We start from the raw sequence: 23,436 nt of genomic DNA, 5'->3' as shown, positions 1-23,436 counted from the left end.
CAAACCCTGTCTCTATCCGCTCGCCGGTGGCTTGTCGAAGGGCCGTATTTCTTTCATGCGACGAAGCTGAGATGGCAGCGAAAGACACGATGACCCGCCCGAGGATGAAGCCCTGGATCGAGGGCATCCACGCCTATGTCCCCGGCAAGTCGACCGGGACGGACGGCCGCGCGCTGGTCAAGCTCTCGGCCAACGAGAACCCGCTGGGCTGCAGCGACGCGGCGCTGGCCGCGCTGGCGACCGACCACGCTCCCGCCGCCTATCCCGATCCCGACGCCGCCGCGCTGCGCGCCGCGCTTGGCCAGCAGCACGCGATCGACCCCGCGCGGATCGTCTGCGGGACGGGATCGGACGAATTGCTCAACCTCGCCGCGCAGGGCTTCGCCGGGCCGGGCGACGAAGTGCTGTTCAGCCGCTTCAGCTTCGCGGTCTACGATATCGCAGCGCGGCGCTGCGGCGCTACCCCCGTGGAGGCGCCCGACAGCGACTATGCGACCGATGTCGACGCGCTGCTCGCCGCCGTGACCGAGCGGACGCGCGTGGTCTTCCTCGCCAATCCGAACAATCCCACCGGAACCTACCTCCCGCGCGAGGAAGTGGCGCGACTGCACGCCGGACTGCCGGGCGATGTGCTGCTGGTGGTCGACCAGGCCTATGCCGAATATCTCGAGCCGGGCGAGGATGACGGCGGGCTCGATCTTGCGGCGCGTCACGACAACGTGCTGGTCACCCGCACCTTTTCCAAGATCTACGGGCTGGCAGGAGAGCGGATCGGCTGGGCGACCGGAGCGCCGCATCTGGTCGATGTGCTCAACCGCATTCGCGGCCCCTTCAACGTCACTGCGAGCGGGCAGCGCGCGGCGCATGCCGCGCTCGCCGACCATGCCTTCCTCGCGCGGTCGCGCGAAGCCAACCGGATCGAGCGGGGTCGCTTCGCCGAGGCGATCGAGGCGCTCGGCAATTACGGCCTGCGCGCCGTGCCGAGCAGGGCCAATTTCGTGCTGGTGCTGTTCGAAGGCGCGGTGAGCGCCGAGACCGCGCTCGCCGCGATCGGCGAGGCCGGCTATGCCGTGCGCCACCTGCCCGGGCAGGGCCTGCCGCATGGGCTGCGCATCACCATCGGCACCGCCAAGCAGATGGACGAAATCGCCGCCGTGCTGCGCGCGCTCTGCGGGGAAGCCGGGTGAGCATCGAGCGCGTCGCCATCGTCGGCCTCGGCCTGATCGGGGGATCGATCGGGCTGGCGGTGCAGGACATGCTCCCCGATGTCGCGACCACGGGCTGGGATGCCGATGCCGATGTGCGCCGCCGCGCCGCCGAGCGCGGCCTCGTCGGCACGGTCTGCGAGACGATTGCCGAGGCGGTGGGCGAGGCCGACCTCGTCATCCTTTGCGTCCCCGTCGGCGCGATGGGCTATGCCGCCGAGGCGATCGCCCCGCATCTGCGGCCCGGCACGGTGGTCAGCGACGTCGGCTCGTCCAAGCGCAGCGTCGGCGAGGCGCTGACCGCCGCGCTGCCCGAAGCCGTTGTGATCCCCGCGCACCCCGTCGCCGGGACCGAGAAGAGCGGGCCCGATGCGGGCTTTGCCGAGCTCTTCCGCCATCGCTGGTGCATCGTCACGCCCGGCGCGGACGCGCCGCAGGCGGCGGTCGACACGCTCTCCGCCTTCTGGGAGGGGATCGGCGCCAAGGTCGAGATCATGGATGCCGACCACCACGATGTCGTGCTCGCGGTGACCAGCCACATCCCGCACCTCATCGCCTATACCATCGTCGGCACCGCCTCCGACCTCGAGGACGTGACCCGCGGCGAGGTGATCAAGTATTCGGCCGGCGGTTTCCGCGATTTCACCCGCATCGCGGCGAGCAATCCGACCATGTGGCGCGACGTCTTCCTGACCAATCGCGACGCGGTGCTCGAGGTGCTGGGCCGTTTCACCGAAGACCTCAGCCTGCTCCAGCGCGCCATCCGCAACGGCGACGGCGACACACTCTACGATCTGTTCGAGCGCACCCGCACCATCCGCCGCTCGATCATCGAGGAAGGCCAGGACGACGCGCGCCCCGACTTCGGGCGCAAGGATCACTGAGGGGCGGGCTGGCGAAGGGCCGCTTCTGGGCACGAAGTGACGGCCCGCATTTGTCTTGAAGTAGGGTGGAATGCGGACCTACGGCCTACTTTGAACCCAGATGGTCGGCACATCGTATTTCGCCGCCCACTCTTGTGCTGCTGCCAAGGCCGTGTCTAGCGATACATCGCTTTGGGAATGCGATCCGTAACCGACCCACTCTCCTGACTGCTTCCAAGAACCTCCGGTGCCGAAGAATCTGCCATCGTCAGCTTCGATGAAGAGCCACCGGCCCTCATCGCCAACGTCCGGCATCACTGCTCCAGGCGAAAGGTAAACGACATTAGCCACGAGCAATATCTAGTCTCTCAATGCCAAAGTCCGCAATCGGATCGTCATCCGCCCATCCGCTCCTGGCGCATCGCTGGCGTGGTGAAACTGTCACAAACTGGGTGGAAAGCGCGCGTTGACCGCCGGGGTGTTCTAGATCCCATTTGGGAAAAAGAGCTGTCCGATTGTGGCAAAGGCACACCCAATGGCCCAAAAGCCCAACCAGATTGCAACAAGCCAAAATCGCACTGGCTGGTCTGTTCTGCGCCCTCTTAACTCGACAGTGGGTGCGGGGGGAAACACCATCGTACCAGTGCGAAACCCATTCACCAACAGCCACCCAAAAAAGGCTGTACCCACTAAACTAATGATCGGGCCGTAAATCTCTTCCACCATCATTCGAACACCTAGTCGCGATTGCGCGATGTCCGCAACCGGGTCGTTAGCTGCCAGTCTGCTGCTGGGCCGCTCAGCAGGCGGTAGCCAAGTCACGAACTGGGTGGTTAGCTGCCGTCACCGGGCTCATCATAATATCTCTTCTCATGAGCTGTTCTCGCCTTCAAAATAGGGCGTATCTCATGAACTCCGGTCACAAAAAACCGCGTCTCTCCCGAACCATCTGAAAACTTCCAGATGGACAAGGAGGCATCGACGACGCGGAAAAACCCCTCGTGATGGCTGAGGGTCTTTGACGGCGTTTCTTCAATGACGCGCTCTGCTGTTTCCTTTGAGAAGAATGCGTTGAGCGGAAAATCGCATCCATTGTGCTGAACGCTGATTCCCCCATCGGAGATTTCGGCTCCCGACATGTAGCTCTTTGGGACTTGGAGAGTTGCTTCAAGACTACCGGTGCCGGTTTCCTTCCCTATCGCTTCGACTGTGCATTGCTCGCCGCCGTCCACATCCTCACCCACACAACTTGCCGCAAATGGAACAAGTAGGAGACAAAGAGTCGGGCCCAACTTCATAATGGGGTTTTGAACCGATGTGCCTGCGTCCGCAATCGGGTCGTTAGCTGCTGTGCCGCTCAGCAGGCGGTAGCCAAGTCACGAACTGGGTGGTTAGCGGACATATGATGTGACTATGTCTGCCACCAATTCCGTTCTTCTTGGACGATCCATTCGTCACCGTCTCTGATCAACTCGATTTCCCCCGCCCAGCCATGGATGCTGGATGAGTTTTCAACGTAGACGACGGATCTGTCGCCCTGAATGATGGGATTGCCAATGCGCAGCACGCCACTTGGGCAAAAGGATAGAGCTGCGTCCCAACGAAGATGTTCGGGTAGCACGTCGCCAGGGATGTTTTGGCGCGAGGGCGACTCCTCCCAACGATCGCTGTAGATCGCGAAATCAGGTGGCGGATCGCCCGCTTCCCATTCGGTGCGTTCAAAATCATCGTCGGTGCCTGCGGTCTCACGAGCAACGCAAAGCCGAAAATCAAGAAACCTATCCAGCCAGCTGGCTTCGTCGGGATACTCAGCAACGAACTCGCGGTGCTGCGTCGCTACATCGGGCTGTGCGATCAGAACGGCGCGGACAATTTTCTCGTGATCTCGCGAAACGCCGTGCTCTGCTCCAGCGTCGGAACAGGCACTCACAAATATCAATGCAATCGTGAGAAAAAATTGGCGCGACATCGCGTTAGACTAACGGTTTCACGAACGTCCGCAATCGGGTCGTTAACGGAATGGCGGCTTTGCAGGTCGATCCCCGGGGATGGAGACTATCCCTCAAGCAGCGATTCCCCCTTTCCTACAGGCACGACACGGGCCTAGGCTCGAGGCGTTCTTTGACCCGTCGATCCACCCTGTCCGAAGCCCCGCCGCCCGTGCGGGGCTTTCGCGTTTGAGCGCGTCTCTATGGAGTTCGTCCAGACAGTGCGACCGGAATGTACTTGGTCAACTTGCGCGCAACGCAACTCACGCGTTCAGCGCGTTGATCGCTTCTCGCACCCGCTCCTCGACCTCGTCTCGCGGCAGGCCCGGCGGGATCGGCTCGCCGAACTTGTAGGTGATTCGCCCCGGCTGCTTGAGCCGGCGGTGATAGACCGGGCCGCTGTTCACCGCGACCGGGACCACTGGCAGGCCGAGCATCTTGTAGAGCCCGGCGAAACCCGATTGCAGTTCGCGTTTCTCGCCATGCGGGACACGCGTGCCCTCGGGAAAGATCACCAGCGGGCGCCCGTCGGCCACCAGCGCCTTGGCCGAGCGGATCATCCGCATCAGCGCCTTCGCCCCCGCGTCGCGCTCGACCGGGACCAGCCCGAAGGCCGCCGCCGCGCGGCCCCACAGCGGGATGCTGAACAGCTCCTGCTTGGCGAAGACGCTCGGGCAGTCGAACAAGGCGGGCGCATCGATCGCCTCGAAGAAGCTCTCGTGCTTGATCGCGTAGAGCACCGGCTCGGCCAGCGGCGCGCCCTCGTGGACGATCTCGCAGCCGAGCAGGTGCGTCAGGCACCAGCGCTGCCATTGCGACCAGTTGCGCACCCGCGCGCGGAATGCCGTGACGCTGAAGGGCAGCGCGATCAGCGAGGCGGAGGTGATCAGCAGGCTGCCGATATAGAAGGCCAGATAGAAGGCGATGTTCCGCAGCAGGCGCACCAGCCCCCTCACCGCGGCAGGCCCTGCGAAACCGCCGCCGCGAGCAGCTTGTTGTATTCGAGATAGAGCGTCGCGAGGTCGGGATGCGAGGGAACCGCGTCCTTGATCACCTCGACCTCGGGCGGCAGCGTCTCGCTGAATTCGGACGCGGCGCGCGCCATGTGCCAGTCGGTCGTCACCAGCCGCACCGTGGTGAAATCATTCTCCTTGAGCCATTGCGCGGCCTCGCCGGCATTGCTGCGCGTGTCGACCGCGAGGTAGCCGAGCTTGACGCAGCATTCCATCGTCCGCCGCGAGACGTCGAACTCGGCGGCGAATTCGGCCGGCTTGACCTCGGGATCGACGCCGGAGACGAACATTTCCTTGGCCAACCCCTGCCCGACCACGTCGAGCCCGCGCGCGATCCGCCCGGGTCCGCCGGTCAGCACGATCACCGCATCGGTCTTCTCGTCGGTGGCGGGCTTGGGCAGCGCCACGGCGAAGCCGAGGAAGCCCAGCGCATAGATCAGCACGACGGCGGCGAAGAAGCGGAGGATCACAGCATTTTCCTGAGCGACGCGAGGACGGTGAACCGCGCCGTGAGGACCGCTAGAGCAACCGCCCCCGCGGGGACAAGGGCCAAGACCAGCCAGTCGGTGGTTTCGAGCCCGCCACCCGACACAAGGCCCGAATCGAGCGCTGAGAACTGCGCCCCCATCAGCCACACCGCGACCATGCCGAAGGCGAGGCCGAACACGCCGCCGAGCAGCGCATCGAAGAGGATCGAGCGCTGGAAGATCTGCGCGATCTGGTGGTCGCTGCCGCCGAGCAAATGGACGATCTCGATCGTGTCGCGATTGCTGCCGAGCGCATTGCGCGCGGCCAGCCATACCGCCGCGGCGCCGGTGAAGGCGAGCAGCGCGATCAGCCCCAGCGCCATCCATCCCAGCGCCGACAGCGCAGCAAGCACCGGGGCGAGCCACTTGCCCTGCGCATCGATCCGCGCATCGGGCGCGCGGTCGGCGAGCAGGCTGCGCAGCCGTTCGAGCGTCGCCTGGTCGGCACCGCCACGCAGGCGCAGGTCGATCAGCGTCGGGATCGGCACAGCATCCTCGGGATTGTCGGTCCCGAGCCAGGGCTCGAGCAGTTCCTCCACCGTATCCTGCGGCACCAGTGCAAGCCCCGCCACGGCAGGGTCCTGCACCAGCAGATCGGCCGCCGCCTCGGCCTGCTGGGCGCGGTTCGCCGGATCGGCGGCGAGGATCTGTACAGTCGCGCTGCCGGCAAGCTCGCCGCGCGCGCGATCGGCGAGATTGTCGAGCGCCAGCCCACCACCAGCGGCCAGCACGGTCAGCGCGACCATGATCGCGATCACCCAGGGCATCGGTCCGCCGAGGCGAGCCCGCGGCAGCAGGTGCGCCGCCCGCTTGCCGCGTAGCGGAGCGGGGCCGCGTGCCGCGGCGCGGCTGAGCACCGGGGGCTTCTTCATTCGCCCGCCCCCACCCGGCGCGGCGGATAGCGCAGCGCGCCCGTGGGATCGGACAGCAGCCCCTTGTCGAGCCGCATGATCAGCGAATCGGGCACCTTGCGCAGCAGGTGGACGTCGTGCGTCGCCACCACCACGGTGGTGCCGAGGCGGTTGAGCGCCTCGAACAGGCGAATGAGCTTGAGCGCCATGTCCGGATCGACGTTGCCCGTCGGCTCGTCGGCCACCAGCATGTCGGGCCGCCCGATCACCGCGCGGGCGATCGCGACGCGCTGCTGCTCGCCGCCCGACAGCGTCGCCGGGCGCGCGTCGGCACGGTGGGCCAGGCCGACCCATTCGAGCATGTCCGATACCGGTCCCAGCAGGTCCGCCTCGCGCACGCCCGACACGCGCAGCGGCAGCGCGACATTGTCGAAGGCCGAAAGGTGGTCGACCAGCCGGAAGTCCTGGAACACGACCCCCATGCGCCGGCGATAGGCGGGCAGCCTCTCGCGCGGCTGGGTGATGACGTCGGTACCGAACATGCGGATCGCCCCGCGCGAGGGCCGCTGGGCGAGATAGAGCAGCTTGAGCAGCGAGGTCTTGCCCGCGCCGCTGGCACCGGTGAGGAAGTAGAACCGGCCGGGGAACAGCGTGAAGGAAATGTTCGACAGCACCTCGCGTTCGGTGCCGTAGCGCAGCCCGACATTGTCGAACCGGACGATCTCTTCCTCGGGCGCGCTCATCGCCCGACCGGCTGGATCAAGAGGAAAGAGGCGCCAGTCATCGTCGCGAACAGCCTATAACCGCGCTTGCATGTGGAAAAAAGCCGCTCTCGGGGTTTGCGAACAGGGCTGTCGCTTGTCGTGATTCGCAGCGCGGCCTAAGGCCTTGGGTCACCATGATCATTGCCTGCCCTGCCTGTTCCACGCGCTATGTCGTGCCCGACAGCGCCATCGGAATCGAAGGGCGCACCGTGCGCTGCGCGAAATGCAAGCACAGCTGGTTCCAGGACGGGCCAGATGCGGAGCGGCTCGCCGCGCTCGAAGAGGTCCCAGTTGCTCCCGCACCCCCTCCACCAGCTCCGCCCCCCCCGCCGCCGCCCGCCCCTGAGCGACCGGCGCCGCAGGCCAAGCCGGGCTTCACCTATGACGATACGGCACCGGCGGACACGGCGCATGAGGGACCGGATTTCGACGAGACCGCACCACCCTATGGCGAGGTGCAGGACGATCTTCCGCCCCCCCCCGAGCCGGAAGAAGAAGTCGGGCCCTCGCGCTTCGACCATGCGCCGCCCTTCCGCCCGCGCCGGAACCTGACGAAACTGTGGACCTGGGCGGCAGCGATCTTCGCGGCCGTCGCGCTCACCACCGTGGTGGCGGTCAATTATGTCGGCCTGCCCGACTGGGTTCCCGTTTCGCGCCCGCTGTTCGGCGCGGCGCAGCCCGACCTCGAGCTGCGCTTCCCGGTCGAGCAGCAGGAACGGCGCACGCTGCCCAACGGCACCGAATTCTTCGGCGCGCGCATCGTCGTCAAGAACACCGCGCGCGAATCGCGCCCGATCCCCTCGATCCTGATCGTGCTGCGCGACCAGCGCGAGCGGCAGGTCTACAGCTGGGTGGTCCAGCCGCCGCAGTCGAGCCTCGCGCCGGGCGAGGAACTGACCATCAACGAAGCGGTCACCGACGTGCCCAAATCGGCGGTCTTCGCCGATATCGGCTGGGCCCCGCGCTAGCTTTCCCATTCGCGCAATAAAGATGCTTGCGGGGGCGAAGCCTCGCTGCTAGTGGCGCGCTCCTACCGACGGGAGCCGCCCTTCGCGGATTCGCTCCCGGTGCAGACTGTGTGCGGTCGTGGCGGAACTGGTAGACGCGCAACGTTGAGGTCGTTGTGGCCGCAAGGCCGTGGAAGTTCGAGTCTTCTCGACCGCACCAATCCCCTGAAATAGCAATTCCGAGGCCTGGGCCAAGAGCCGGATAGCCCCTGCCCCTTCACCTGGTTCAGCTCACCGGAAACCTGCGAAATCCCTCGATCTTCTCAGGGAATCACTGATCTCGCGCACCACCATCTCTTAACCCTATCGACCGATAGTCGGCGGATGGAACGCAACACCACGACTTATACGATCTCGATGGCGGAGCGGGTCGGTGCCGGTCGCCTGTTTCGAAGCGGTCTGGCAATTGGCGACGACATCCGAAGCCGCCTCTACGCGCAGCTGCTGAACTCGCCGACCGCGGCCCTGATGGGCTCGCTGTGTTCGCTGATCATCCTGACGACCGCGAATATTCGCTCACCGTCCGCGGTCTTCACCACATTCACGGTCCTCGAAATCGCGTTGGCGGTGGCTCGCCTCCTCGAGTGGCGCCGACGCCGGGCGATCGAGGGTAAGGCCGCAACTATCGATGTAAGCTGGTCCGCCCTGCTCTCGGTCCTTTGGTGCGGCCTGCAGGGCGCCCTGGCTTTCACCATCATGAGCGGTAGCGACCCGGTGCTCCAGGTCCTTTCCGCAACAACCGTCATGGCACTTCTCGGACCGGTGTGTTCGCGAAACTACGCAGCCCCGGCCTTTGCGACGCTTCTGCTGCTGCTTCTTGATATCCCCTTCGTGGCTGGCGCCGTCGTTTCGGACCAACCCTGGCTCTCCGTGATCGTCCTGCTCACGCCGCCGTTTGTGTTCGGCGCGCGCCAGATCATCAACACCTTCCACGAGACGCTCCTGAAGAGCCTGCTGGCCGAGGAAGAAAACCTGCAGCTGGCGCTCCACGACAGTCTGACGGGCATATACAATCGGCAGGGTATGGATGAGCGCCTGAGCCGCCTCGTCGCCAGCCCCGGACAGACGATGGCGATCATCTCGCTCGATCTCGACGGCTTCAAGGGCATCAACGACGAATACGGTCACGGAGCGGGCGACACCGTTCTGGTGGAAGTCGCGCGACGGATCACGCTCGCAGCCGGGGAGAAGGGCATCGTCGCGCGCATGGGCGGCGACGAGTTCATGGTCGTGGTTCGCGATTGCGACGTCGATCACGTACGCAAATTCGGTGAAGCCTTGGTCGAGGCGATTTGCAACGAGGCGTTCGTGATAGCACCCGATGTCACGGTCCGGGTCGGAGCCAGCGCCGGGTTTGCCTGCCTGCCGGAAGACGCGTTGACCGCCCATGAGCTTCGCATCCGTGCCGACAGGGCGCTCTACGACGCCAAGGATGCCGGCAAGCGGACATGCAGGCGCTATAGCGAGGCAGGGCCAACGGCCGCCCGGCGTGCATGAGTTTCCCCGCCCGGCGGTCTCCTAACTCCGTTCGATCGGGCTGAGCGGCCACCACGGGCCCTCGGGCCGTTCGGCCTTGTGCCGTCCGAGATCGCGCAGCCGCGCCATGAAGGCCGGCTTGAACATCTCGTCCTTCTTGAAGTTCTCGCCCACGTCGCTGGGGAAAGTGTCGTAGCGATCGGCGCTGGTCAGCAGGATCCGGCCATAGGGATTGTTGAGCCGTAGGCCGGCGATCGCGCCGATTTCGCTTTCGTTGACGAGCAGGTCGTAGCCGCGCTGGCCATTCTTGAGCGGGCCCGAGCTGGTGTTGAGCCGGTCGTCCTTCTTGCGCGCGGTGGGCCCGTTGCGCACGACATAGACCGTGGGTGCCTTGTCCTCGTATTCCTGCGCGAAGCTCGCCTGCTCCATGCTCGCCAGCGCATGTTCGCCCCTGTGCGCCTTCGTCATCATCTCGCGCACTTCCTGGTCGACCGCCGCCATCGCGCGGTCGAAGAAGACCGACCGGCGGACGCCGCCATCGTAGAGCGACAGCGCCTTGCCGTCGCTGCCCGCAACGCGCAGCTGCTGGTGGAAGACGGGCATGGCGGAAGAGGCCATGGTGGCCGCAGCCAGCGCCTCGGCCGCAGCGACGGCGCTCGGCGCCGTGTTCACCAGTTCCTTGACCTCGGCATAGCGGAACACGCCGCGCTCGGCCTCGACGAAGCCGACGAAGCCGTCGATGCTCGACTGCCCGATCGCCTCGATCAGGCTCTCGTCGCCCCCGGGCATGAGCGCTTCGATCACCCGCCGGCGCAGCGGGGCGGTGCCCGCGGCCGAACCGAACAGCGGCACGCTGATCAGACCGGTATTATGGACCACCTCGCTCTCGCGTTCGGGCGAATAGCCCCACACCAGCCTATCGAGCGCGAAGCGGCGCATGGCGGGCGCCTGCTTCGGATCGAGCGCGACCATCAGCATCAGCGCCTGCAGCGAACCGGTCGAAATTCCGGTGATGACGCCGATGCCGGGCAGCGCGAGCTCATCGGCACTGTGGCGGCTCAGCGTATCGAACAGCCCGGCGCCGTAGGCCCCCCACTGACCGCCGCCCGAGAGCAGCAACACGTTGCAGTCAGGCCGGCCGGCATCGCCGCAGCTCTGCACCGCCTCGCGGATCGAACACGACATGCGATCGTCGAGCCGGCAGACCTCGGCATCGGGCACATCGGCCTGCACGTCGCGGATGAAGGGCCCGACATCGCCATCGACGACATGCGTGTAGAACCCGTCGATCTGAAACGTCAGCGCGCCGCGCCTGAACACCGTGAATGCAAAGAAGACCAGCGCCACCACGCCCAGGATTCCGGCCGCGACGCCCCACAGGAAATTTTCCATCGACTCGTCCTCCCCCGGTCGAACCGGGCAGGACCCTGCGCGCAAAAGGCTGGAATTTCAATCAGCCGTGTGCGCCGAACTCGTTGGCGATGGCAGTGGAGATGCGCAGGCACAGCGCATGGGCCTGTTCGATCGGGTCGATGTAGTTCGCCCGGATGGCGGCATAGCCCTCGCCCACGCCCACCGGGTATTCGCCCGGCTCGTCGAGCGTGAAGTCCTCCTTGCGCGGGAAGCTGGTGGGGAAGGCGCGGCGCAATTGCGCCAGCGCCTCGTCCACGCGCAGGGTGAAGACCATTTCGAGCACGTCGGTCCGGCTGATGTCGTTGGCGCGGCTGAAGGCGGGGACCGAGACCACCTTGAGGAACATGTGCTGCAGCAGCGCGAGGCGCACCGCCTGGAGCACGCCGATCGCGCGGCGCGTGTTCTCGCGCTGGGGATGCGGGTCGTCGTCGGGGACGAGGTCGAACAGGCGGTGGAGCTTGAGCGCATCGACGCGCAGCCGCGAAGCGAGTCGGCGGAAGACGCCGTTCCGATCGTCCTTGATAAGATATTCGGCGAGCGCTTCGCAGGCTTCCGCGAGATGCTGCTCGGTGCCACGATAGGGCCGGCTCGCCCAATAGGCCGAATTGAACAATTCGCCGAAGGCGGCGACGGTCTTGATGCTGGCGAGCGCGTTCGAGGCGCGCACCAGCCGCATGATCTGGCGCCCGCGCGGGCTCTCGGCGAGCAGCGCGCCGACTTCCTCGATCTGGCTTTCCGCCGCGCTGCCCACGCCGGCGATGATGTTCACCGGATAGCCCAGCTGCTGGAGGATGGCATTGTGCGGGATCGCGCGGATCTGCCGCAGGCTCATCTCGCGATCGGCGGAGAGATCGCTCTGGCGGCGCGACTTGCGGCTGCCGGTTTCGTTGAGCAGGCCGAGGCCGAAGGCGGTGATTGCACGGCTGTAGGTCCGGCTTTCGAGATGGTCGCGCTGGTGATCCTTGATCGCACGGTAGAAATCGAGGCTGATATCGGTGCGGCGATAGAAGGGATCGGTCGGGACGTCGGGGTCGGTATGCGCAGGGCTGTGCGCGACGATCTGCGTCAGCGTGGCGAGCGCGATCTCGGGCGTGGCGAAGAGCAGGTAGCCGTCGCCGCCCTGGAAGCTCGCCTCGGGTTCGAGCGTGATGCCGGCACGGGCGAAGCGTCGCTGCGCCCAGGCGCTGAGCGCCCATTCGATCCGGTCCTCGAAACTCGAGGGATGCGCGCCGCGCCCCATGCCCTCGCCATGCGTGTTGAAGATCAGCGCCGAGACGTCGTTCAGCCCGTTCGCGGCCATGGCTTCGGCGAGGCGGCCCTGGAGGCGTTCGATCGCGAGGCTGGCGGGAATCTGCCCGACGAAGCGCCCCGCGTCGGAAAAGCCTGTCTGGATGGCGATGCGCCCGCGTTCCTTGGCGTAGGCTTGGTAGTCGGGCTCGGCGAGCAGCAGGTCGAGGAAACGCCCGCCATGCTCGAGCGCGGTTTCGGTCTCGAACAACGGCGAGACGTCGACCTTGCCGGCGATCCCGAAGGCACGCGCGAAATAGAGCGCGGCGAGGACTGTCGCGGGCTGTTCGCATTCGGCCACCAGCATGCGAATCGGTGCGTCAGCGTCCACGTGCTTGAGGATCTGGTCCATCACGAGGAACTGGCGCACCGCGGTCGAGCTCTCGACCGCGAGGCTGGCGAAATTGGCGCTCTGCGGCTCGACCTCGGCAAGCAGTTCGCGCAGCGCGGCGATCGCGCCGCGGCTGGAAAGATCGATATCCGCCGCATCGCCGAGCCTAGCACGGATCGCATTGTGCAATTGCTTGGCGTTCACGCGGAAGTGGATCCAGCCCATGCCGAGCCCGTCGGCGCGCATCGCCGCGGCGAGCGTGCGCAGGGCAACTGCGCGCTCCGCATCGCTCCCGGCAGCCTCCTCTTCAAGCTGGTCGACCAGCGGGGCGAGCGACAGCAGCTTGTCGGGATGGTCGGCGGTCAATCGGTTGGCGGCGGCCGAGAGATCGGATGGGTCCGACAGGTCTCCGGCGAATTCCTCCGCGCTGGCCTGCGCGCGCTGCTGGGCGCCGCGCAGTGTCGCGAGCATGGGATGCGCGGGATCGATCGCCTCGAGCGAGGCGGCATAGCGCGCCAGTCGCTGCGCCTTCTCGGCGAGGCGGAAGGCGATCGAAGTGTACCAGGTGATGTCGGTTCGACCATCCATGTCATAGCCGACCCAGCTGGCGAAGCGGAAAGGCAGTGGCTTGAGTTCGGTCCAACGATCGGGGAAGGCTTCGCGGGCGCGGCGCAGGACGCTGGCTACGATCCGGTCGCGCGCGTCCTGCGCATTGACGAGCGCCTCCATGGCGCATTCGTGTTCGTAGCGTAGCGTGATCTCAGGTTTTTCGCCCGGCTCCTGCGTCGCGGCCTTACGCCCGCTGGCGATTTCCTCGGCCACCACCGCGCTCTGCTGCGGTGACAGCAAGAAAGTGGGATGAGCGGTGAACACCGCATGCATGTGCGGCTGCTCCCAGAAGGCGCGAAAAGCCTCGAAGTCCTCGCCCGCCGCGGCGAGTTCCGACAGCCGCTCTTCGGCCGCGTCGGGACGGAGCAGATTGCGCAAGCGCGATGCGCGGGCGTCGAGCGATTGCGCTTCGAGTTCGTCGACCAGCCCTGCCAGCGCGGCAATGTCGAGTTCGCCGCTCTCGAGCTTGCGCGAAATATCGAGCGAAAGCTGGAAGACGGGATTGAACAGAGGGGTTTCGCGGGTCTGGCGGTGGAGCACGCGGAGCCGTTCGCTCAGGCTCGCCAGCGTCGGTTCGATTTTCGTCTCTGTCATCACTCTACCCTATGCCCCGCCAAGGTGTCGGTTCCGCGGCAAATGGGTCGAACTGTCAAGGCGACGGCGGTGCGGGTGTGCGTGAATACGCATGCGGATGTCGCTTCGGCGCAGATCGGCTGCGGGCTTCCTGCACTCGGGGGGTGGACAGGCGCAGCCCCAGCGGTCACCCCTCGTCGTCACATCAACTGCCCGGGCTTGCGAAAGACACTACATGAGCGAATGGACCATCGGCATCATCGGAGGATCGGGTCTCTACGCCATCGATGCGCTGGAGGATGCGCAGTGGATCCCGGTGCAATCGCCCTGGGGTGAACCGTCGGACGAAATCCTCTGCGGCACCATCGGCCATGTCCGCGTGCGCTTCCTGCCCCGCCACGGGCGCGGGCACCGCATCGCCCCTTCGACGCTCAATGCGCGCGCCAATATCGACGCCTTGAAGCGCGCGGGCTGCACCGACATTCTCGCGATCAGCGCGGTGGGCTCGCTCTCCGAGGACCTGCCGCCGGGCCGCTTCGTCACGGTCGACCAATTCATCGACAACACCAGGGGACGCCCCTCGAGCTTCTTCGGCGATGGCTTCGTCGCGCATGTCTCGATGGCCGACCCGGTGTGCGAGCGCCTCGCGAAACATGCGGCGAAGGCAGTCGTCAAGGCCGGCGGTGAATGTGCCGAAGGCGCGACCTATCTCGCGATGGAAGGGCCGCAGTTCTCCTCGCGCGCGGAGAGCCGGCTCTATCGCCACTGGGGCGCCGAGGTCATCGGCATGACCGGCATGCCCGAGGCCAAGCTCGCCCGCGAGGCCGAGCTTCCCTATGCCCTGCTCGCCATGGTCACCGACTACGATTGCTGGCGCGAGGATGGGGAGGCGGTCGATGTCGCGCAAATCGTCGAGCAGATGAACGCGAATTCATCGCTCGCGCGCAAGGCAGTGGAGGTCTTCTGCCGGAACCTGCCCGAAAAACGCACGCCATCGCCGATCGACCGGGCGCTCGACGATGCGGTGATCACCGCCCCCGACAAGCACGACAAGGCGGTGCTGGCGAAGCTCGATGCCGTCGCCGGCCGGCTGTTCCGCCAGGGATGAGCGGCGAATACGATCTGCTCGTCGTCGGTGGCGGCATCAATGGCGCGGGGATCGCCCGCGATGCCGCGGGCCGCGGCATGAAGGTGCTGCTGGTCGAAAAGGACGACCTCGCCTCGCACACTTCCTCGGCCAGCACCAAGCTGATCCACGGCGGACTGCGCTATCTCGAGCAATACGATTTCCGGCTGGTCGCCGAGAGCCTGCACGAACGTGAGGTGCTGCTCGCCGCGGCGCCGCATATCATCCGCCCGTTGCGCTTCGTCCTGCCGCACGAACCAAGCATGCGGCCTCGATGGATGCTGAAGATCGGATTGATGCTTTACGACCGGCTGGGGGGTCGGAGGCGCAGTCTGCCCGGCTCGACGGCCATCGACCTACGCAAGGCGCCGCACCGCTCGATCCTACTGGATCGCTTCACCCACGGCTTCGAATATTCGGACTGCTGGGTCGAGGACGCGCGGCTCGTTGTCCTGAGCGCCATGGACGCGGAGCATCGCGGCGCCACCATCCGCACGCGCTGCGAATGCACGGCGCTGAAACGCCACCAGGATCACTGGCGCGCCACGCTGCGTAGCGAGGGCGGCGAAGAGCAGGTGGCCGCACGCGCCGTCGTCAATGCCGCCGGGCCCTTCGTCGACCGTGTGGCGCGCGTCGCTCTGGGCGTGGGAACGCCCGCGCATCTCCGGCTGGTCAAGGGCAGCCACATCATCGTGCGCCGCGCCTATCCGGGCGAGCATGCCTATATCTTCCAGCAACCCGACGGGCGCATCGTCTTCGCCATTCCCTACGAGCGCGACTACACGCTGATCGGCACGACCGATCTTCGCTACGAAGGCGATCTCGACCACGTCGCGATCACGCCCGGTGAGACCGCCTATCTGTGCGACGCCGCCTCACGCTATTTCGCGAGCGCGGTGACCGAGGACGAGATCGTCTCCACCTATTCGGGCGTGCGCCCGCTCTACGAAGACAATGCGAAAAGCAACTCGACCGTCACGCGCGACTATGTCTTCGAGCTGGAGGCCGATGGCGGCGCGCCGATCCTGTCGGTCTACGGCGGCAAGCTGACCACCTATCGCCGGCTGGCCGAGCACGCGCTCGAGCGACTGGGCAAGGCGATGGCCGTTCCCGGCAGGCCCTGGACCGCAAGCGCCCCGCTTCCCGGTGGCGACCTCGAGGGCGATTTCGCGGGCTTCCTGTGGCAGGCCCACGAGCGCTGGCCGTGGATCCCCCCCGAAATGCTCCAGCGCCTCGCCCGGGCCTATGGTACGCGCATTGTCGATCTCCTGGGCGAGGCGACGAGCCTCTCCGAATTGGGCGAGGATTTGGGCGGTACGCTCTACGAGGCGGAGCTAAACTATCTGGTGGCGCACGAATATGCGCACACCGCTGAGGACGTGCTGTGGCGGCGTAGCAAGCTCGGACTGCATCTCGCAGCCGAGTCGCATCAGGCAGTGTCCGACTGGTTCGCCGCACGTCTCTAGAAGACGTTACGGAACAAGCGCCTGTCACAAAGCTTGAAAGGGGAGACGCCCGGGTCCAATGGGCCTGCGAATCCCTTCCTGCCTACCGGAGTCGTATGGCCCTGCACGATCCAGCGCATCTGTCCCCCATTTCCCGCCAGGCCGTACGCGAAGCCTATCGCGCGGAAGAAAACGCCTGCGTCGCCGAACGCATGGCACAGGCGGGCGGAGCAAGCGCGAAACACAAGGAAGCGGCACGCATCGCCATCGGGCTGATCGAATCCGCACGCAAGCGCAAGGCGAGCGGGATCGACGCCTTCCTCCAGCAATACGGCCTCGCGACCGAGGAAGGCGTGGCGCTGATGTGCCTCGCCGAAGCGCTGCTGCGCGTGCCCGACGCGGCCACCGCCGATGCGCTGATCCGCGATAAGATCGGCGACATCGACTGGGCCGAGCACATGGGCGAAAGCTCCTCGACCTTCGTCAACGCCGCCACTTTCTCGCTCATGCTGACAGGCGAGGTGCTCGAGCGGCCCGAGGAAGCGCAGAAGGGCATGCGCCGCAGCCTCAAGAACGCGGTCACGCGTCTGGGCGAACCGGTGATCCGCAGGGCGACGCTGCAGGCGATGCGCATCCTCGGCGGACAGTTCGTCTATGGCCGCACGATCGATGAATCGCTCAAGCGCGCCAAGCCTGAGCGTGCCAAGGGTCTGACGCACAGCTTCGACATGCTCGGCGAAGCGGCGATGACCTATGACGATGCCGAACGCTACCGGGTCAACTACCACAAGGCCATCGACCGCCTGGTGAAGGAAGCCAGCGGCGACGTCCGTACTTCCCCGGGCATCTCGGTGAAGCTGTCGGCGCTGCACCCGCGCTACACCTTCCTCCACGCCGATCTCGCGATCGGGGACCTGCTGCCGATCGTGCGCGACCTCGCCACTGCGGCGCGCGATGCCAACATCCACTTCACTATCGACGCGGAGGAAGCCGACCGGCTCGAGCTGTCGATGGATCTGATCGAGGCGCTGGCGCGCGACGACAGCCTCTTCACCCGTCCCGACGGAAGTCGCTGGGAAGGTTTCGGCCTTGCCATCCAGGCCTATCAGAAGCGCGGCGTGCCGATGATCGACTGGGTCGCGCGGCTGGCGCGCAAGCACGACCGCAAGTTCTTCGTTCGGCTGGTCAAGGGCGCCTATTGGGATACCGAGATCAAGCTGAGCCAGGTCGGCGGCTACACCGACTTCCCGGTCTTCACGCGCAAGCTCGCGACCGACGTCAGCTATCTAGCCTGCGCGGAGAAGATGCTGGCGGCCGACGATGCGATCTACCCCGCTTTCGCCACGCATAACGCCTATACAATTGGTGCAATCAAGGCGCTCGCCGGCGCCAAGCAATTCGAGTTCCAGCGGCTCCACGGAATGGGCGAGGACGTCTACGGCGCACTGGCCCAGATGGAGGGTAACCGACGGACCAATGTGCGCATCTACGCGCCGACGGGTACGCACAAGGACCTGCTCGCCTATCTCGTGCGCCGCCTGCTCGAAAACGGGGCGAACAGTTCCTTCGTCAACCGGATGGCCGATGCCGATGTCCCGGCGGCAGAGCTCGCGACCGACCCAGTAGCCGACATGGCCGCGCTCGAACCCTATCGCAATCCGGCGATCCCGCTGCCGACCGACATCTTCCCCGACCGTCGCAATTCGGCGGGGATCGACCTCAGCGACCCGCTGGTGCTCGAACCGCTGCAGGAACGGCTCGCCAGGCTGGAAGACCGCCACTGGATCGCCGAGCCGACCTTCAAGTCGGGCGCGGAGGGCGAGAGCGCGCCGATCAACAAGCCGCACGACCTTTCCGCCGAAGTCGGCACGCGCCGCGACACGCTCGATTTCGAGGTCGAGGAAGCGATCACCCGCGCGCAGGCGATCCAGCCCGGCTGGGACCGTCTCGGCGGCGAGAAGCGCGCGGTACTGCTCGAGGCCGCGGCCGATTTGTTCGAGGAGCATACCGACGAGTTCCTCAGCCTGTGCCAGCGCGAGGCGGGCAAGACGCTTGTCGACGCGGTGCTCGAATTGCGCGAGGCGGTCGACTTCCTGCGCTTCTACGCCAATGAGGCGCGGCGCCAGTTCACGCGGCCCATCATCCTGCCCGGCCCGACCGGCGAGGAAAACCGGCTGAGCCTCCACGGTCGCGGCGTCTTCGCCTGCATCAGCCCGTGGAACTTCCCGCTGGCGATCTTCATCGGCACGCCTGCAGCGGCGCTCGCCGCGGGCAATACGGTGGTCGCCAAGCCCGCCGAGCAGACCCCGCTGATCGCCGCGCTCGCGGTGCGGCTGTGCCATCAGGCGGGCATTCCCGAGGAAGCCTTCCAGCTGCTGCCCGGCGCGGGCGATGTCGGCGAGATGATCACTTCGGATCCGCGCATCGCGGGCGTCGCCTTCACCGGCTCGACCCAGACCGCGCAGGCGATCAACCGCGGCCTCGCCGCGCGCGAGGGGCCGATCGCCACGCTGATCGCCGAGACCGGCGGGCAGAACGCGATGATCGTCGATTCGACCGCGCTGCCCGAACAGGTGACGCGCGATGTCGTCGCCTCTGCTTTCCAGAGCGCGGGCCAGCGCTGCTCGGCGCTGCGCGTGCTCTATATCCAGGACGACGTCTACGACGAGATGCTGCGGATGATCCGCGGGGGGTTCGAGGCGCTGACCATCGGCAATCCGGAGGAGCTCTCCACCGATGTCGGCCCGGTGATCGATCCCGACGCCAAGTCCTCGCTCGAACGCCACGTCGCGCGGCGCAAGAAGGGCGGCCGCCCGGTCTGGCGCCGCCGCCTGCATCGCGGTGCCAATGCCGGCTGCTTCGTCGCACCGACGATCATCGAGATCGATTCGATCCTCGACCTGAAGCGCGAGAATTTCGGCCCGATCCTTCACGTCGTGCGCTGGAAGGCTTCCGATCTCGAACGCGTGATCGAGGATATCAACGCCACCGGCTTCGGACTGACGATGGGCCTCCACAGCCGCAACGACGATGTCCGCGCCTTCGTCGAGGCGCGCGCCACGGTCGGCAATTTCTACGTCAACCGCAACCAGATCGGCGCGGTGGTCGAAAGCCAGCCCTTCGGCGGAGAGGGCCTGTCGGGGACCGGCCCCAAGGCCGGCGGCCCGCACTATGTCGCGCGCTTCGCGACCGAGCGCGTGGTCTGCATCGACACGACGGCTGCAGGCGGGAACGCGACGCTATTGGCGAGCTAGGGATTGAGGCATCTCAAGGTCTGAGCGCAGTCCTTCAATGAACTCGAAAAGCCCAGGATCGTCGTCGGGCACCCCGCTTGCCAGGATGGCCGCAATTTTCTCGCGAGCCTCATCGGGCCTGCCTGATCTCTGTAACGCCAAGGCGCGGTTCGATTCGATTAGGGCCCGGTTCGCGCCAGGGATTGCCATCGCGCGATCATAGGCATCAAATGCTTCGTCATATCGCGCTTGGTCGGACAGGTAATTACCCAGAAGATTTGCGTTGAGCCAACTTGTCGGGGCGACTTCAAGACCATTCTCGAGCACGGCAATTGCTTGGTCTTTGGCTCCATCCCGCGCCAAAGCCTGTGCCTCGACCTCAAACCCTCCTGAATGACGAAGCTCGTGCAAGTACCTCGCAATGGTCAGTGCCTTGGCTGTTTGCCCCTCCCTTACATACCCGAGGCCGCGATCCACTAGGCGCTCGGCTTGCCTGTGCGGATTCGTAGATTTGAAAAGTGAAGTCAGCCAACGCATTCCCGCCAAGTACCACAGGTGTGTCGGGACACCACCGTATGGGACGCCTGAATGTCATAGGGGGATATTCCCCGCACCAAGCTTGCCCCCGCCCCCCACTTCGGGAATCCCTCTCCCATGGCGATTCTTTCGGACAAGTGGATCCGCGACAAGGCGCAGAACGAAGGCATGATCGAGCCCTTCGTCGAAGCGCAGCGTCGCGAGGGGTGCATCTCCTACGGGCTGTCGAGCTTCGGCTACGACGCGCGGGTGGCGCCCGAGTTCAAGATCTTCACCAATGTCGACAGCGCCGTGGTCGATCCCAAGGACTTCGCCAGCAACAGCTTCGTCGACCGCGACACCGAGGTCTGCGTGATCCCGCCCAACAGCTTCGCGCTGGCGCGCACGGTCGAATATTTCCGCATCCCCGAAGACGTGCTCGTCATCTGCCTCGGCAAGAGCACCTATGCGCGCTGCGGGATCATCGTGAACGTCACCCCGCTGGAGCCGGGCTGGGAAGGCCATGTGACGCTGGAGTTTTCCAATACCACGCCGCTGCCCGCACGGATCTACGCCAACGAGGGCGCGTGCCAGTTCCTCTTCCTCCAGGGCAACGAGCGGCCCGAAGTCACCTATGCCGACCGCGCGGGCAAATATATGGGCCAGCGCGGCGTCACGCTGCCAAGGCTGTGAGCGCCAAGGAATGAGCGTGGGCCGCTTCCCATTCTGGCGCGTCGTACCGGGCCAGCGAAGCGGCAGTTTCACCCTCCCCGTCATGCTCCCGGCGACCGCCGGTCCCGAAGGCGCGCCGCATGTCATGGGCGGGGTCGCGCTGGCGGCGATCGTCGATGCGATGGAACTCGACAGCGAACTGCCGCTGCTGTGGGCGCAGGTGCAGTTCCTCGGCCCGACGCAGCATGCCGAGGAGCTCGCGATCGAAGTCGAGCAGTGCGGCGGCGGGCAGGCGGTGGCGCAATATGCCGCCTCCGCCAGCGTGAACGGGCGACCGACGCACAGGGCGAGCGGTGCGCTTGGATCGCGCGAGCCGAACGAGCAGACGCTGTTCGCGGACATGCCGGAGGTACCTGGCCCCGATGCGGCGACATCGATCGAGATCAGCCATTCGGCGCCCGGAGGCCTGCCCGACCAGTTCGACTATCGCATTGCGATGCGCGACGAGGCGCGCGGTCTCCAGGCGATCTGGACCCGCTCGCACGCCGGTTTCGCGGTCGACGCGGGCTGGCTGGCAATCATCTCCGACCTCTTCCTCGGCGCGCATCCGGCGACGCGCGGCGGATCGAGCCTCGATGCCATGTTCCGCTTCGTACAGGGCTGCGATCCGGGCTGGGTTCTGTCCTTCATCGAACTGGCAGCATTCGACCGCGGGGTAGTCCACGGCTCGGCGCACCATTTTGCCGAGGATGGGCGACTGCTCGCGATCTCGAGCCAGACCGGCGTGCTGCCGCGGATACCAAGGACGCCGTAGGATCGAACTCCGCTCAGCCTGAGCCCGTCGAAGGCCATACGCCGCCGGTTGAGGCAGGACCCTCAGCCTGCTCGGCCCTTTGCCAACTCCGAAATCTTGTCCCAGTCTCCCGCAATCAGAGCCCGTTTCTTGGCTCGACCCCAGCCCTTAATCTGTCGCTCTGCATCAAACGCCTCGTCACGCGTTGGAAAGTCTTGCGCCCATTCCAGCTTCACCGGCAATCTCTTCACAGTGTAGCCACCGAGCGCCCCCGATTGGTGCTGCGCGATCCGCGTCTCCAAGTCATCTGTGTGGCCCGCGTAGTAGCTGCCGTCGTTACAGAGGAGGATGTAAGCGTAGAAGGCCATGCCGGGGGGCTGGCCGCAGCGAGTGGCCTTCGACAGGCTCAGGCTGAGCGGGTCTGGGCAAGGACCACCCACACCAGCTCCACGTCGCGCGCCGCAACGGCTTTGACTCTCTCCCTGCCCACGCGCACACCTAGGCCCGAAGGAGAGAGAATCCATGGCTGACCGCGAGTTCGACATCATCGTCTATGGCGCTACCGGCTATACCGGTCGCCTCGTCGCCGAACATTTCGTGCGCGAATACGGCAATGCCGCCGATGGGCCCAAATGGGCGATGGCGGGACGCAGCATGGACAAGCTCGAGGAGGTGCGCGACGCGATCGGCGCACCCGCATCCACCCCGCTGGTGGTCGCCGATGCCGACGATCCCGCCAGCCTCGAGGCGATGTGCCACCGCGCCAGGGTCGTGCTGACCACCGTCGGCCCCTACCAGCTCTATGGCGACAAGCTCGTCGCCGCCTGTGCCAAGACCGGCACCGACTACGCCGATCTCTGCGGCGAGCCGGCGTGGATGCGCGAGCAGATCGACGAGCACAACGAGACGGCGAAGAAGAGCGGCGCTCGCATCACCTTCTCTTCCGGCTTCGACTCGATTCCCTTCGATCTCGGCGTGCTGATGCTGCAGCAGGAAGCGGTGGCGCGGCACGGATCACCCGCCCCGCGCGTGAAGGGCCGCGTGCGATCGATGCAGGGCACTTTCTCGGGCGGGACCGCGGCGAGCCTCACCGCGACGATGAAGGCGGCGGCGAAGAACCCCGGCATCATCAAGGTGCTCAACAATCCCTTCGGGCTGACCCCCGGCTTCGAGGGCCCCGACCAGCCGAGCGGCATGATCCCCCACTACGAGGACGAGCTCGGCAAATGGGCCGCGCCCTTCATCATGGCGACGATCAATGTGAAGAACGTGCACCGCACCAATTTCCTGCGCGGGCACCCCTATGGCGAGGATTTCCGCTACGACGAGATGATGCTCACCAGCCCGGGCGAGGCGGGCAAGGCCGCCGCCCATGCGGTGATGGAGATGCTCAAGAACCCCTTCGGCGCCAAGCCGCCCAAGCCGGGCGAGGGGCCGAGCAAGGACGAGCGCGAGAACGGGCATTACGACGTGCTCTTCGTCGGCGAATGGCCCGACGGCACACGGCTGCACTACGGCGTGAAGGGCCGCTACGATCCCGGCTACGGCTCGACCAGCCGGATGCTCGCTGAAACCGGCATGGCGCTGCTCGACAGCGAGGCCGAAGGCGGCGTGGGAACGCCCGGTGCCTTCCTCGGCGAAGCGCTGGTCGAGCGGCTGCGCGACCATGCCGAGATCAGCTTCGCGGTCGAAGAGTAGGGAACGCCTTCCCGCCGAAGCGATTCAACAGGGAAACTGGGGAGAG

General features: G+C 66.0%; 20 protein-coding genes and 1 tRNA gene. 11 read left to right on the top strand and 10 right to left on the bottom strand.

Going from position 1 to position 23,436, the window contains the following annotated elements; translation table 11 throughout:
• Window positions 1-89: 89 nt before the first annotated feature.
• Together hisC and K3181_RS08845 are read left to right on the top strand one after the other, a co-directional pair.
• A complete protein-coding gene (gene hisC / locus K3181_RS08850; protein ID WP_221602624.1) occupies window positions 90-1,187 on the top strand; it encodes a histidinol-phosphate transaminase in 1,098 nt (365 codons plus the stop codon).
• Window positions 1,184-2,089, top strand: coding sequence for a prephenate/arogenate dehydrogenase family protein (locus K3181_RS08845; protein ID WP_221602623.1), 906 nt, complete (start codon window positions 1,184-1,186; stop codon window positions 2,087-2,089). The genes hisC and K3181_RS08845 overlap by 4 nt, the downstream gene beginning before the upstream one ends.
• 812 nt (window positions 2,090-2,901) lie before the next feature.
• Here K3181_RS08845 and K3181_RS08840 read toward each other — a convergent pair.
• The 6 genes from K3181_RS08840 to ftsE all read right to left on the bottom strand — a co-directional run bounded on the left by K3181_RS08840 (window position 2,902) and on the right by ftsE (window position 7,190).
• Window positions 2,902-3,366 (bottom strand): hypothetical protein, encoded by a 465-nt coding sequence (locus K3181_RS08840; RefSeq protein WP_221602622.1) that lies wholly within the window; start codon window positions 3,364-3,366, stop codon window positions 2,902-2,904.
• A 113-nt stretch (window positions 3,367-3,479) separates the two neighbouring features.
• Window positions 3,480-4,037 carry a hypothetical protein gene (locus K3181_RS08835; RefSeq protein WP_221602621.1) on the bottom strand — a complete coding sequence of 186 codons (558 nt, stop codon included), beginning with the start codon at window positions 4,035-4,037 and terminating at the stop codon, window positions 3,480-3,482.
• 282 nt (window positions 4,038-4,319) lie between these two features.
• Window positions 4,320-5,012, bottom strand: a complete 693-nt coding sequence (locus K3181_RS08830) for a lysophospholipid acyltransferase family protein (protein ID WP_345725467.1) — start codon at window positions 5,010-5,012, stop codon at window positions 4,320-4,322.
• Entirely contained in the window at window positions 5,009-5,539 is a 531-nt protein-coding gene (locus K3181_RS08825) for a YdcF family protein (protein ID WP_221602620.1), read from the bottom strand. The genes K3181_RS08830 and K3181_RS08825 overlap by 4 nt, the downstream gene beginning before the upstream one ends.
• Window positions 5,536-6,468, bottom strand: a complete 933-nt coding sequence (locus K3181_RS08820) for a cell division protein FtsX (RefSeq protein ID WP_221602619.1) — start codon at window positions 6,466-6,468, stop codon at window positions 5,536-5,538. The genes K3181_RS08825 and K3181_RS08820 overlap by 4 nt, the downstream gene beginning before the upstream one ends.
• A complete protein-coding gene (gene ftsE / locus K3181_RS08815) occupies window positions 6,465-7,190 on the bottom strand; it encodes a cell division ATP-binding protein FtsE (RefSeq protein WP_221602618.1) in 726 nt (241 codons plus the stop codon). The genes K3181_RS08820 and ftsE overlap by 4 nt, the downstream gene beginning before the upstream one ends.
• Before the next feature lie 155 nt (window positions 7,191-7,345).
• On the opposite strand from ftsE, the gene K3181_RS08810 reads away from it, so the two are divergent.
• The 3 genes from K3181_RS08810 (at window position 7,346) to K3181_RS08800 (ending at window position 9,715) form a co-directional block, all read left to right on the top strand.
• Window positions 7,346-8,179, top strand: coding sequence for a zinc-ribbon domain-containing protein (locus K3181_RS08810; RefSeq protein WP_221602617.1), 834 nt, complete (start codon window positions 7,346-7,348; stop codon window positions 8,177-8,179).
• Between the two features lie 112 nt (window positions 8,180-8,291).
• Window positions 8,292-8,378: transfer RNA gene (locus tag K3181_RS08805), tRNA-Leu, on the top strand.
• A gap of 164 nt (window positions 8,379-8,542) precedes the next feature.
• Window positions 8,543-9,715, top strand: a complete 1,173-nt coding sequence (locus tag K3181_RS08800; protein ID WP_221602616.1) for a GGDEF domain-containing protein — start codon at window positions 8,543-8,545, stop codon at window positions 9,713-9,715.
• A 21-nt stretch (window positions 9,716-9,736) separates the two neighbouring features.
• On the opposite strand, the gene K3181_RS08795 is transcribed toward K3181_RS08800, so the two are convergent.
• A complete protein-coding gene (locus K3181_RS08795) occupies window positions 9,737-11,086 on the bottom strand; it encodes a patatin-like phospholipase family protein (RefSeq protein ID WP_221602615.1) in 1,350 nt (449 codons plus the stop codon).
• A gap of 61 nt (window positions 11,087-11,147) precedes the next feature.
• Window positions 11,148-13,928 carry a phosphoenolpyruvate carboxylase gene (locus K3181_RS08790; protein WP_221602614.1) on the bottom strand — a complete coding sequence of 927 codons (2,781 nt, stop codon included), beginning with the start codon at window positions 13,926-13,928 and terminating at the stop codon, window positions 11,148-11,150.
• A 214-nt stretch (window positions 13,929-14,142) separates the two neighbouring features.
• Here K3181_RS08790 and mtnP point away from each other — a divergent pair, with 214 nt between their 5' ends.
• From mtnP to putA, 3 genes are all read left to right on the top strand, one after another.
• Entirely contained in the window at window positions 14,143-15,015 is an 873-nt protein-coding gene (gene mtnP / locus K3181_RS08785; protein WP_221602613.1) for an S-methyl-5'-thioadenosine phosphorylase, read from the top strand.
• Window positions 15,012-16,499 (top strand): glycerol-3-phosphate dehydrogenase, encoded by a 1,488-nt coding sequence (gene glpD / locus K3181_RS08780; RefSeq protein ID WP_221602612.1) that lies wholly within the window; start codon window positions 15,012-15,014, stop codon window positions 16,497-16,499. Before mtnP ends, glpD begins: the two co-directional genes overlap by 4 nt.
• Before the next feature lie 95 nt (window positions 16,500-16,594).
• Window positions 16,595-19,732 carry a bifunctional proline dehydrogenase/L-glutamate gamma-semialdehyde dehydrogenase PutA gene (gene putA / locus K3181_RS08775; protein ID WP_221602611.1) on the top strand — a complete coding sequence of 1,046 codons (3,138 nt, stop codon included), beginning with the start codon at window positions 16,595-16,597 and terminating at the stop codon, window positions 19,730-19,732.
• On the opposite strand, the gene K3181_RS08770 is transcribed toward putA, so the two are convergent.
• A complete protein-coding gene (locus K3181_RS08770) occupies window positions 19,718-20,248 on the bottom strand; it encodes a hypothetical protein (RefSeq protein WP_221602610.1) in 531 nt (176 codons plus the stop codon). The two genes, putA and K3181_RS08770, sit on opposite strands and share 15 nt — an antisense overlap.
• 117 nt (window positions 20,249-20,365) lie before the next feature.
• On the opposite strand from K3181_RS08770, the gene dcd reads away from it, so the two are divergent.
• Window positions 20,366-20,920 (top strand): dCTP deaminase, encoded by a 555-nt coding sequence (dcd, locus tag K3181_RS08765; RefSeq protein ID WP_221602609.1) that lies wholly within the window; start codon window positions 20,366-20,368, stop codon window positions 20,918-20,920.
• Window positions 20,921-20,936: 16 nt separating this feature from the next.
• Entirely contained in the window at window positions 20,937-21,713 is a 777-nt protein-coding gene (locus K3181_RS08760) for an acyl-CoA thioesterase domain-containing protein (protein WP_221602608.1), read from the top strand.
• A 62-nt stretch (window positions 21,714-21,775) separates the two neighbouring features.
• Here K3181_RS08760 and K3181_RS08755 read toward each other — a convergent pair whose 3' ends face one another.
• Complete coding sequence (locus K3181_RS08755; protein ID WP_221602607.1) at window positions 21,776-22,060, bottom strand: GIY-YIG nuclease family protein; 285 nt, start codon at window positions 22,058-22,060, stop codon at window positions 21,776-21,778.
• 154 nt (window positions 22,061-22,214) lie between these two features.
• On the opposite strand from K3181_RS08755, the gene K3181_RS08750 reads away from it, so the two are divergent.
• A complete protein-coding gene (locus tag K3181_RS08750) occupies window positions 22,215-23,390 on the top strand; it encodes a saccharopine dehydrogenase family protein (RefSeq protein WP_221602606.1) in 1,176 nt (391 codons plus the stop codon).
• The last annotated feature ends 46 nt before the right edge of the window (window positions 23,391-23,436 follow it).

Origin of the sequence: Qipengyuania mesophila (assembly GCF_019711655.1) — a bacterium.
Taxonomy (GTDB): Bacteria; Pseudomonadota; Alphaproteobacteria; order Sphingomonadales; family Sphingomonadaceae; genus Qipengyuania; species Qipengyuania mesophila.
The sequence above is the reverse complement of the archived record's forward strand: the minus strand, read 5'-3'. Positions and strand labels throughout refer to the sequence as shown.

Coding starts and splice junctions, on each gene's coding strand:
- hisC (WP_221602624.1), top strand. CDS start 90: ATGACCCGCCCGAGGATGAAGCCCTGGATCGAGGGCATCCACGCCTAT.
- K3181_RS08840 (WP_221602622.1), bottom strand. CDS start 3,366: ATGAAGTTGGGCCCGACTCTTTGTCTCCTACTTGTTCCATTTGCGGCA.
- K3181_RS08835 (WP_221602621.1), bottom strand. CDS start 4,037: ATGTCGCGCCAATTTTTTCTCACGATTGCATTGATATTTGTGAGTGCC.
- K3181_RS08820 (WP_221602619.1), bottom strand. CDS start 6,468: ATGAAGAAGCCCCCGGTGCTCAGCCGCGCCGCGGCACGCGGCCCCGCT.
- ftsE (WP_221602618.1), bottom strand. CDS start 7,190: ATGAGCGCGCCCGAGGAAGAGATCGTCCGGTTCGACAATGTCGGGCTG.
- K3181_RS08810 (WP_221602617.1), top strand. CDS start 7,346: ATGATCATTGCCTGCCCTGCCTGTTCCACGCGCTATGTCGTGCCCGAC.
- K3181_RS08800 (WP_221602616.1), top strand. CDS start 8,543: ATGGAACGCAACACCACGACTTATACGATCTCGATGGCGGAGCGGGTC.
- K3181_RS08795 (WP_221602615.1), bottom strand. CDS start 11,086: ATGGAAAATTTCCTGTGGGGCGTCGCGGCCGGAATCCTGGGCGTGGTG.
- K3181_RS08790 (WP_221602614.1), bottom strand. CDS start 13,928: ATGACAGAGACGAAAATCGAACCGACGCTGGCGAGCCTGAGCGAACGG.
- mtnP (WP_221602613.1), top strand. CDS start 14,143: ATGAGCGAATGGACCATCGGCATCATCGGAGGATCGGGTCTCTACGCC.
- glpD (WP_221602612.1), top strand. CDS start 15,012: ATGAGCGGCGAATACGATCTGCTCGTCGTCGGTGGCGGCATCAATGGC.
- putA (WP_221602611.1), top strand. CDS start 16,595: ATGGCCCTGCACGATCCAGCGCATCTGTCCCCCATTTCCCGCCAGGCC.
- K3181_RS08770 (WP_221602610.1), bottom strand. CDS start 20,248: ATGCGTTGGCTGACTTCACTTTTCAAATCTACGAATCCGCACAGGCAA.
- dcd (WP_221602609.1), top strand. CDS start 20,366: ATGGCGATTCTTTCGGACAAGTGGATCCGCGACAAGGCGCAGAACGAA.
- K3181_RS08755 (WP_221602607.1), bottom strand. CDS start 22,060: ATGGCCTTCTACGCTTACATCCTCCTCTGTAACGACGGCAGCTACTAC.
- K3181_RS08750 (WP_221602606.1), top strand. CDS start 22,215: ATGGCTGACCGCGAGTTCGACATCATCGTCTATGGCGCTACCGGCTAT.